Raw genomic sequence first — 8,463 nt, forward strand, 5'->3', positions numbered from 1 at the left:
CTCGGGGAGCTTGGCCAGGGCCTGGCGCACCAGGTCGCAGGCGGCGTAGACCTCGCGGAAGCGCACCTTGGAGCGAGCGTAGGAGTCGCCGTCGTATTCCACCACGGGCTCGAAATCGAGCTGGCCGTAGGCGGCGTAGCCGGTCTGGCGGGCGTCCTGTGCCCAGCCGGAGGCGCGCAGGCAGGGGCCGACCGCGCCCAGCTGGTGGGCCTGCTCCTTGGTGAGCACGCCCTTGCCGCAGCAGCGGCGCTTCACGGTGTAGTCGTCGAGCAGGGTCTTTTCCAGAGCCCGGACTTCCTTCTCGATGAGGTCGATCTCGGAGAGGATCCAGGTCTTCTGGTCGTTGGTGATGTCGCGGCGCACGCCGCCCACGATGTTGGTGGAGATCACCACGCGGTTGCCGGCGGTGGCCTCCATGATGTCCATGGAGCGCTCGCGGATGCGCCACAGCTGCATGAAGAGGGACTCGAAGCCGAATCCGTCGGCGAAGAGGCCCAGCCAGAGCAGGTGGGAGTGGATGCGGTGCACCTCGCCCCACATCACGCGCAGGAAGTGGGCGCGCTGGGGCACTTCGAGGTTCATGAGCTTTTCGACGGCCTCGCAGTAGTTGAGCGAGTGGATGCACGAGCAGATGCCGCACACGCGCTCAACGATGTTGACCATCTGGTTGTAGTCGCGGATTTCGGTGAGCTTTTCCAGGCCGCGGTGCACGTAGCCCAGGTTGGGCAGGGCCTCGACGACGGTTTCCTCTTCCACCACCAGCTTCAGGTGGATGGGCTCGGGCAGCACCGGGTGCTGAGGGCCGAACGGCAGGATGGTGCGCATGGTCTAGGCCTCCTCTTTGCCCTTTTCTTTCTTGACATAGGTGAAGGTGCAGAAGGGGCTCTTCACCACCTCGGGCTCCAGGTAGAGGGTGCATCCGAAGTCGATGAGGATGTTCTGGAAGTTCACCCCGAACTGGTCCTTGATCTCGTTTTCGTAGAGCAGGGCGGGGAAGTACACGCCCGAGACCGAGGGCACGGGCTCCAGCCTGGGCACGGTGAGGCGCAGGTGGGAGAGTTCAAGGTCCTTGTCGAAGTGGTAGAGCAGGTCGAAGGCGTCGTCCTTCTTGAGCTCCACCACGGACACGCCCACGAGGCGCAGGCCCTCGTCGAAGCGCTTCTGGCATTCGGGGATCAGGGTGTCCACCGAGACGGCCTGTTCATTGGCAAACATGTGGGATACCTCGCTTCGGTGGTTAACCGGCGGCTTCCAGCAGCGCCTTGACCTTTTCCAGGGCAAGCACCACGCCGTCGATGATGGCCTCGGGTTTGGGCGGGCACCCCCGGACGTACACGTCCACGGGGATGACCTTGTCCACGCCGCCCACCACGTTGTAGGCCTCGCGGAACACGCCGCCCGAGAGCCCGCACGCGCCCATGGCGATGACGGCCTTGGGCGAGGGCATCTGGTCGTAGATGTTCTTGAGCACGTGCTTGTTGCGATGGTTCACCGTTCCGGTGACCAGCAGAACGTCGGCGTGCTTGGGGTCGCCGATGTTGAGGATGCCGAAGCGCTCCACGTCGTAGATGGGCGTGAGGCAGGCCAGCACCTCGATGTCGCAGCCGTTGCAGGACCCGCAGTCGAAGTGCACGATCCAGGGGGACTTGAGCCTTCCCTTGTTGATCCAGTCTTTGAGCATGCCCATGATTTCCTCCCGGGGTTAGCCGGCGTACAGCCAGAGCAGGTTGAGCACCGACAGGGCCAGACCCCAGCCCCAGACCGTCTTGAGCATCCACTTGTAGTTCATGCGCGCGGTCACGTTGTCGATGAGAAGCTCGGCGAAGTAGGTCACGGCCAGCAGGATGACGCAGCCCCAGAAGCTGGTGGTCCAGAACAGGGCGCACAGCCCCAGGACGAAGATCACGTCGTACCAGTGGGCGATTTCGATCATGGCCAGCTGCGGCCCGGAGTACTCCGTGAGCACGCCGCGCACGATTTCCTGGTGCGCGTGGTGGCACGAAGAGATGTCGAAGGGCGATTTGCGCAGCTTGATGGTCAGGGCGTAGCCCAGCACGATGAACATCAGCGGCAGCTGATAGAGCAGCGGCTTGGAGAGCCCGAAGGCGTCGGACACCTTGAAGCTGCCCGTGACCATGGCGATGGCCACGAACACCAGGATGATCAGCGGCTCGTAGGTGAGCATGGTCACCAGTTCGCGCTGCGCGCCGATCTGGGCGTAGGGCGAATGGGTGGAGAGCGCGCCCATGACGAAGAACACCGCGCCGATGGTCATCACGAAGAAGATGAGCAGCAGGTCGGAGCCCATGAAGAACAGGAACACCGTCAGGGCGGAGCTGACGAGGTAGACCCACACGGAGAGGATCTGCCAGGGGTTCATGGTCATGGGCGATTTGCCCAGGAGCTTGAACACGTCGTAGAAGGGCTGGAGGATCGGGGGGCCGTAGCGCGACTGGAGCCGGGCGGTGATCTTGCGGTCCAGGCCGGCGATGAGGCCGCCCACGATCGGGGCCAGGATCACGGCGACGGTGGCGAGCAGGAGCTTACCCATTAGATGACCCCTCCCAGCAAGAGGCCCAGCATCACCGCGAGGAGGACGCAGGCCACCATGTTGATGGGCCCGGACAGGCGCTCCTCGCCGAACAGCCAGGTCAGGTAGAAGTTTCCGGCCGAATAACCCACGGAGGCGCCGCCGGTGCTCGTGAAGGCGTTGTCGTCAGCCTTGGTCTGGGCGCCGCAGAGGTAGGGGCCCACGTAGCTGGCGGGGTCGGCCTTGCGGGCGGCCTTCCAGGCGAAGTAGAAGCCCACGCCCAGGATCAGGAACAGGGGGTAGATGTAGAACACGCCCTGGGCGCTCACGAAGTTGAAGGCGTCCAGCACGTAGCCGGCGGCCTTGTGGGAGCTTCTCACCGCGGGTTCGATGAGCCCGCCGTAGAGGAAGGGCACGAAGAGCGAGAGCAGCACCGCGCCCCAGGCCAGCAGCACCAGGGGAGCGCGCACCACGGAAGCCTGCGGTTCGGGGGCCACGCCCTTGGGGTACGGGGTGGAGAGCAGGATGCCTGCCCAACGCGCCCAGAACATCACGGTGAGGCCGGAACCCAGCGCCAGCATGATGGTCACGGGCATGTAGCGCACGGCGGCCGCGCTTTCGATGGCCATCCACTTGCCCAGCAGCACGCCGAAGGGCGGCAGGAGCATGGTGAGCACGCCCACCAGGGCCACGATGGTGGTCTTGGGCATGGTCATGTAGAGCCCGCGCATGTCTTCGATGTCGCGCGAGCCGATCTTCTGCTCGATGGTGCCCACGCAGAGGAACATGAGGGCCTTGCTCACGGCGTGGAAGATGATGATCACGATGGCGGCGGTGATGGCCTGCGGGGTGTTGATGCCCGCACAGGCGATGATCAGGCCGAGGTTGGCGATGGTGGAGTAGGCCAGCACCTTCTTGCCGTTGGACTGTCCCACGGCCAGGGCCGAGGCCGTCAGGAAGGTGAAGGCGCCGAACATGGCCAGCATGCCCGAGAGCATGGTGCCCGCGTAGGCCGGGGCCAGGCGCAGCACCAGGTAGACGCCGGCCTTGACCATGGTGGAGGAGTGCAGCAGGGCCGAGACGGGCGTGGGGGCGACCATGGCGCCGCACAGCCAGCTCTGGAAGGGAACCTGGGCGCTCTTGGTGATGCCTGCGTAGCACAGCATGAACATCGGGATCAGCGCGGCGGCCCCGGCGGCGGAGAAGCCGGGCTTGAGAAGCTCGGAGAGGTACAGGGGGTTGCCGGCCTTCTGCATGAAGATCAGCGCGAAGACGAAGGCCACGCCGCCGGTCATGTTCATCCACAGGGCGCGGGTGGCGTTCTTCACGCTGGTCTCGTCGCCGTCGTGGGCGATGAGCATGAAGGAGCAGAAGGTGGTGATTTCCCAGAAGAAGTAGAGCCAGAGGAGGTTGTTGGCCAGCACGAGCCCGTTCATGGCCCCCAGGAAGGCCACCAGGAAGAAGAAGAACCTGGGCTGCTTGGTCTTGGGCAGGTGCAGATGCTCCTCATGCTCGGGCATGTAGCCAAGGGCGTACACGCAGATGAGCGAGCCCACGATGGAGATCACCAGCACCATGATCAGCGACAGCTTGTCGGCGAACATGGCCGGTGCGGCCGCAGGGGCCGAATGGTCCATCATGAAGAATTCGAGGTAGACGAGCCCGATGATCTGGGCTGCGGTCAAAAGAGACACCAGTGGGCTCTTGAGCTTGGTCATGGCCATGACCAGGATGACCACGAGCAGGGCGAAGTCCAAAAGCATGATCAGCCCGTCGAGCCCCACGCCGAGAAGGCTTTTTGGGGAGTACTCGAACGAGCCCTGCCCGACCATGGCCAGGGATGCCGCGGCTAGGATCACCGCGGAACCGATCACGATCAGGCTTCTGGAGCCCTTGTCCCGAAGCAGCAACAGGGCGATTGCCGCCAGGAACGGGAGCACCACGGTCGTGAAAACCAAGATGTCCATATTCACCTCACGTTAGGTTGTGTCGAGTCAATTGCCTCTCCTCGAGCTCAGCGGTCTGGAGCGGACACACCTCCCTTGTGCGTGTTGAAAAAACACCGGCCCCCCCGGCCGGCAGGCAGTGAAACTTTGTCTCAGAGCTTAACTGGCAGTCTTAAGGAATTGAAATTCCTTGGTCAAGCGGCGTCGAAAAACGCTCGAGGCCGCCCCGGGCCAGAATCCACGCCCCTCAAGCCCCTGCGGCCCTTCATGAGCGGTCGATTTCTTTCGGTGAACGGCAGAATCCAGCCGGTCAACGGGTGGACCAAATCGACGATACGCTCGATATCGGATGAAAAACCCTTGGCTACCGGCACGATAGGAAATGCGCGCCCCTTTGCCTGCCGATGCAAAATGCGCTATGAGCAGACCGACCGGCCCACGCCGGATTCCGCCCCGGCACGGTCCGGCGGGAGGCGCGATGGACGAGAACGACTACCGGGTTACCTTCCGCATCGAAGTGGACGAGACCATCGTCCTGGAGCTTGCCGTGTGGCTGCGGCGCGCCAACCAGCTGGGGCGCGTCCACCTGCGCGACCTGGGCGACCCCAAGATGGCCCAGGGACGCCCGCCGCTGCCCCGCATCGAGGACATCTCCTCCACGGGCATGTGTCTGTCGTTCAAGTCGTCCCAGCTGGTTGAGGTGGAGAAGTTCGCGGGCGTGGCCGTGCTGGTCTACTTCAAGCTCGTGGACCCCACCGACATGATGGGCGACCCCCTGAGCTTCATGGCCGGATTCGAGGTGAAGCACGCCCAGCACCACGGCGACCGCACCTTCCTGGGCCTCAAGCTGCGCTGGGACGGGGTGCCCGACCAGAACGACAAGGCCCTCTACTTCGCCGACGCCGCCAAGTACGGCATCGCGGACCTCACCAAATGGTGCGACGAGATGAACCGCAAGGTCTGCGGCATGGAGCACATGCCGCCCCAGGGCCTGCGGCTCGACAGGCTCCTGCGCGAGGTGGAGTCCGCCCGCAAGCCCCTGGGCCAGGCCTGCCCCGCTCGCTGACCCGCCTTGCGGGCCACGCCCCTTTCCCCGATCCGGGCGTACCGGCCTTGAAGCGCCCTGCCGCGCCCCTGACCCGCGTTCTCCCCGCACCGCCGTACGGCGCGTAGCCCCGCATCGCGTCGCCGCGTTGCGCTCTCCCTTCACTGCGCACAGCGCGCCGCACTCCTGCGCCCCGAAACGGCGCGCAGCGCAGCCTGGAGCAGGGCGGCTTTACCGCCCGTAAGCGATTCCTGCAAACCCCGTCCGCGGGGTTTGTCATCACGCTGAAGGCCCCGGGACGAACGTCCCGGGGCCTCGCATGCTCGCGAAGTGGGGGCCGTCGCTAGCCCTTCTTCATGCCCTCTTCCAGCTCTTCCATGGAAGGCTGCACGTTGGAGGGGATGGCCCTGCGGGCGTACTCCACGGCCAGGATGGGGGCAAGACCGATGGAATAGCCCATGAGCGCGCTCTTCACCACCTTGAGCCGGGCGGCCTTGGCCTCGGCCTGGTGCTCCAGGTTGGTGGCCATGGGGCCGACGAAGCCGTAACACATGAGCACGCCCAGGAACGTGCCCACCAGGGCCGCGCCGATGTGGTTGCCCAGCACCTCGGGCGGCTGGTTGATGTCGCCCATGGTGATGACGATGCCCAGCACCGCGGCCACGATGCCCAGACCCGGCAGGGCGTCGGCGATCTTGGTCACGGCGCTGCCCGCCAGGGTGTCGTGGTGTTTGCGGGTGGAGATGTCGGTGTCCATGATCGCTTCGTAGTGGTGCTGCTCGATGTTGCCCGCGATGACGATCTTCAGGTTGTCGCAGATGAAGTTGAGCACCGTCTTGTTCTTGGACACGTTGCCGAAGCGGCGGAACACGTCGGAATCCGTCGGGCGGTTCACGTGGGCGTCCAGGGCCACCGCGCCGGAGCGCCGGGCCATCTGGAACAGTTCGTACATGAGCGAAAGCAGCTCCATGTAGAAGTCCTTGGAGTCCTCCTTGGCCGTGAACACCTGGGGCAGGTGTTTGAACACGTCCTTGACCACGCTCATGGGCGAGGAGATGAGGAACGCCCCCAGGGCCGCCCCGCCGATGGTGAGGAACTCGTAGGGCTGGAAGAGCACGAAGAGCTTGCCGTGGGAGAGCACGTAGCCCCCTATCACGGAGCCCAGCACGACGACGAAACCGATGATGGCGTTCATAAGCCCCGCCCCTCCAGGCGAGTGGTGCGCGACCGCGCAAAACCACGTTGCCCGGCGGGACGTGTCCGCCGGGCGGCCGCCAGAGACAAATCGGCCGGTTTCCTACATCCCTGGAACCCGTGCCAAAGTCAAGTGCGCGAGCCCTGGCGCGGCTTCGCCGCCGCGATCACTCCTGGGCGAACGCCGCAAGCAGACGCCCCGGGGCCGCATGAGGAGGCCGACTTGGCGCCACCGTGCCCTGCCGCGGCAAAAAAATCATGCTTTTTTCGTTTTCCCCCTCTTCCCTGGTTGGCTTTTCGGATTATTGTCCGTATCACGCTTCCGGCGTTAGCACTCACCCCCGGCGAGTGCTAGCACGCCGAAACCAGCACAAACCATCTCGTTGAAGGAGCATACCCACATGAAGCTGAAGCCGTTGAACGACCGCGTTCTGGTGAAGCGCCTCGAAGAAGAAATGGTGACCAAGGGCGGCATCATCATCCCCGATACCGCCAAGGAAAAGCCCATGCGCGGCGAGGTGATCGCCGTGGGTCCCGGCAAGGTCGGCGACGACGGCAAGCGTTGCAAGCCCGCCGTGGAGAAGGGCGACAAGGTCCTCTTCAACAAGTACGCCGGCACCGAGATCAAGATCGAGGGCGAAGAGCACCTCATGATGCGCGAGGACGACATCCTCGCCGTCATCGAAGACTAGTTTTTCCCCTCAACCAAACATTTCCGCAAGGAGAGACACACACATGTCCGCCAAAGAGATCCTCTACGACGCCCAGGCCCGCGAGAAGCTGAAGAAAGGCGTGGACAAGCTCGCCAACGCCGTGAAGGTCACCCTCGGCCCCAAGGGCCGCAACGTGGTCATCGAGAAGAGCTTCGGCTCCCCCGTCATCACCAAGGACGGCGTGACCGTGGCCAAGGAGATCGAGCTCTCCGACAAGTTCGAGAACATGGGCGCGCAGATGGTCAAGGAAGTCGCCTCCAAGACCTCCGACGTGGCCGGCGACGGCACCACCACCGCCACCATCCTGGCCCAGGCCGTGTTCCAGGAAGGCGTGAAGCTCGTGGCCGCCGGGCGCAACCCCATGGCCATCAAGCGCGGCATCGACAAGGCCGTCGAAGCCATGGTCGCCGAGCTGGGCGTGCTTGCCAAGCCCACCCGCGACCAGAAGGAGATCGCCCAGGTCGGCACCATCTCCGCCAACTCCGACGCCACCATCGGCAACATCATCGCCGAGGCCATGAACAAGGTCGGCAAGGAAGGCGTGATCACCGTCGAGGAGGCCAAGGGCCTGGAGACCACCCTGGACGTGGTGGAAGGCATGCAGTTCGACCGCGGCTACCTCTCCCCCTACTTCGTCACCGATCCCGAGAAGATGGTCTGCGAGCTCGACGACCCCTTCATCCTGATCAACGAGAAGAAGGTCTCCTCCATGAAGGACCTCCTCCCCGTGCTGGAGCAGGTGGCCAAGATGGCCAAGCCCCTGCTGATCGTGGCTGAAGACGTCGAGGGCGAGGCCCTGGCCACCCTGGTGGTCAACAAGCTGCGCGGCACCCTGCAGGTCTGCGCCGTGAAGGCGCCGGGCTTCGGCGATCGCCGTAAGGCCATGCTGGAAGACATCGCCATCCTCACCGGCGGCAAGTGCGTGACCGAAGATCTGGGCGTGAAGCTGGAAAACGTCACCCTGACCGACCTGGGCAACGCCAAGCGCATCGTGATCGACAAGGAGAACACCACCATCGTCGACGGCGCTGGCAA

Annotated in this window: 9 protein-coding genes; 3 read left to right on the plus strand and 6 right to left on the minus strand. The window is 64.4% G+C overall.

Going from position 1 to position 8,463, the window contains the following annotated elements; genetic code table 11:
- The 5 genes from ACV4UX_RS15390 to ACV4UX_RS15410 form a co-directional block, all read right to left on the minus strand.
- On the minus strand, positions 1-825 hold an 825-nt coding region (locus ACV4UX_RS15390), incomplete at its 3' end, for a hydrogenase large subunit (RefSeq protein ID WP_491594164.1).
- A gap of 3 nt (positions 826-828) precedes the next feature.
- Positions 829-1,215, minus strand: coding sequence for an NADH-quinone oxidoreductase subunit C (locus tag ACV4UX_RS15395; RefSeq protein WP_491594165.1), 387 nt, complete (start codon positions 1,213-1,215; stop codon positions 829-831).
- A gap of 22 nt (positions 1,216-1,237) precedes the next feature.
- The gene (locus tag ACV4UX_RS15400) at positions 1,238-1,681 is read right to left on the minus strand and encodes an NADH-quinone oxidoreductase subunit B family protein (RefSeq protein ID WP_491594172.1); all 444 of its coding nucleotides are present in this window, start codon (positions 1,679-1,681) and stop codon (positions 1,238-1,240) included.
- Between the two features lie 21 nt (positions 1,682-1,702).
- Entirely contained in the window at positions 1,703-2,551 is an 849-nt protein-coding gene (locus ACV4UX_RS15405; RefSeq protein WP_491594166.1) for a respiratory chain complex I subunit 1 family protein, read from the minus strand.
- Complete coding sequence (locus ACV4UX_RS15410) at positions 2,551-4,497, minus strand: NADH-quinone oxidoreductase subunit 5 family protein (protein WP_491594167.1); 1,947 nt, start codon at positions 4,495-4,497, stop codon at positions 2,551-2,553. Before ACV4UX_RS15410 ends, ACV4UX_RS15405 begins: the two co-directional genes overlap by 1 nt.
- 457 nt (positions 4,498-4,954) lie before the next feature.
- Here ACV4UX_RS15410 and ACV4UX_RS15415 point away from each other — a divergent pair, with 457 nt between their 5' ends.
- Positions 4,955-5,542: a hypothetical protein gene (locus ACV4UX_RS15415; RefSeq protein ID WP_491594168.1), complete on the plus strand. Its 588-nt coding sequence runs from the start codon at positions 4,955-4,957 to the stop codon at positions 5,540-5,542.
- 322 nt (positions 5,543-5,864) lie between these two features.
- Here the strand turns inward: ACV4UX_RS15415 and motA are convergent, their stop codons facing one another.
- Positions 5,865-6,716, minus strand: coding sequence for a flagellar motor stator protein MotA (motA, locus tag ACV4UX_RS15420; RefSeq protein ID WP_491594169.1), 852 nt, complete (start codon positions 6,714-6,716; stop codon positions 5,865-5,867).
- A 400-nt stretch (positions 6,717-7,116) separates the two neighbouring features.
- On the opposite strand from motA, the gene groES reads away from it, so the two are divergent.
- Positions 7,117-7,407: a co-chaperone GroES gene (groES, locus tag ACV4UX_RS15425; RefSeq protein WP_491594170.1), complete on the plus strand. Its 291-nt coding sequence runs from the start codon at positions 7,117-7,119 to the stop codon at positions 7,405-7,407.
- A 43-nt stretch (positions 7,408-7,450) separates the two neighbouring features.
- On the plus strand, positions 7,451-8,463 hold a 1,013-nt coding region (gene groEL / locus ACV4UX_RS15430), incomplete at its 3' end, for a chaperonin GroEL (RefSeq protein WP_491594171.1).

The sequence above is a fragment of the Fundidesulfovibrio sp. genome (assembly GCF_058402725.1).

Bases quoted from the DNA above. Each gene is read 5' to 3' on its own strand.
- ACV4UX_RS15405 (WP_491594166.1), bottom strand. From the start codon at position 2,551: ATGGGTAAGCTCCTGCTCGCCACCGTCGCCGTGATCCTGGCCCCGATC.
- motA (WP_491594169.1), bottom strand. From the start codon at position 6,716: ATGAACGCCATCATCGGTTTCGTCGTCGTGCTGGGCTCCGTGATAGGG.
- ACV4UX_RS15415 (WP_491594168.1), top strand. From the start codon at position 4,955: ATGGACGAGAACGACTACCGGGTTACCTTCCGCATCGAAGTGGACGAG.
- ACV4UX_RS15395 (WP_491594165.1), bottom strand. From the start codon at position 1,215: ATGTTTGCCAATGAACAGGCCGTCTCGGTGGACACCCTGATCCCCGAA.
- groES (WP_491594170.1), top strand. From the start codon at position 7,117: ATGAAGCTGAAGCCGTTGAACGACCGCGTTCTGGTGAAGCGCCTCGAA.
- ACV4UX_RS15410 (WP_491594167.1), bottom strand. From the start codon at position 4,497: ATGGACATCTTGGTTTTCACGACCGTGGTGCTCCCGTTCCTGGCGGCA.
- ACV4UX_RS15400 (WP_491594172.1), bottom strand. From the start codon at position 1,681: ATGCTCAAAGACTGGATCAACAAGGGAAGGCTCAAGTCCCCCTGGATC.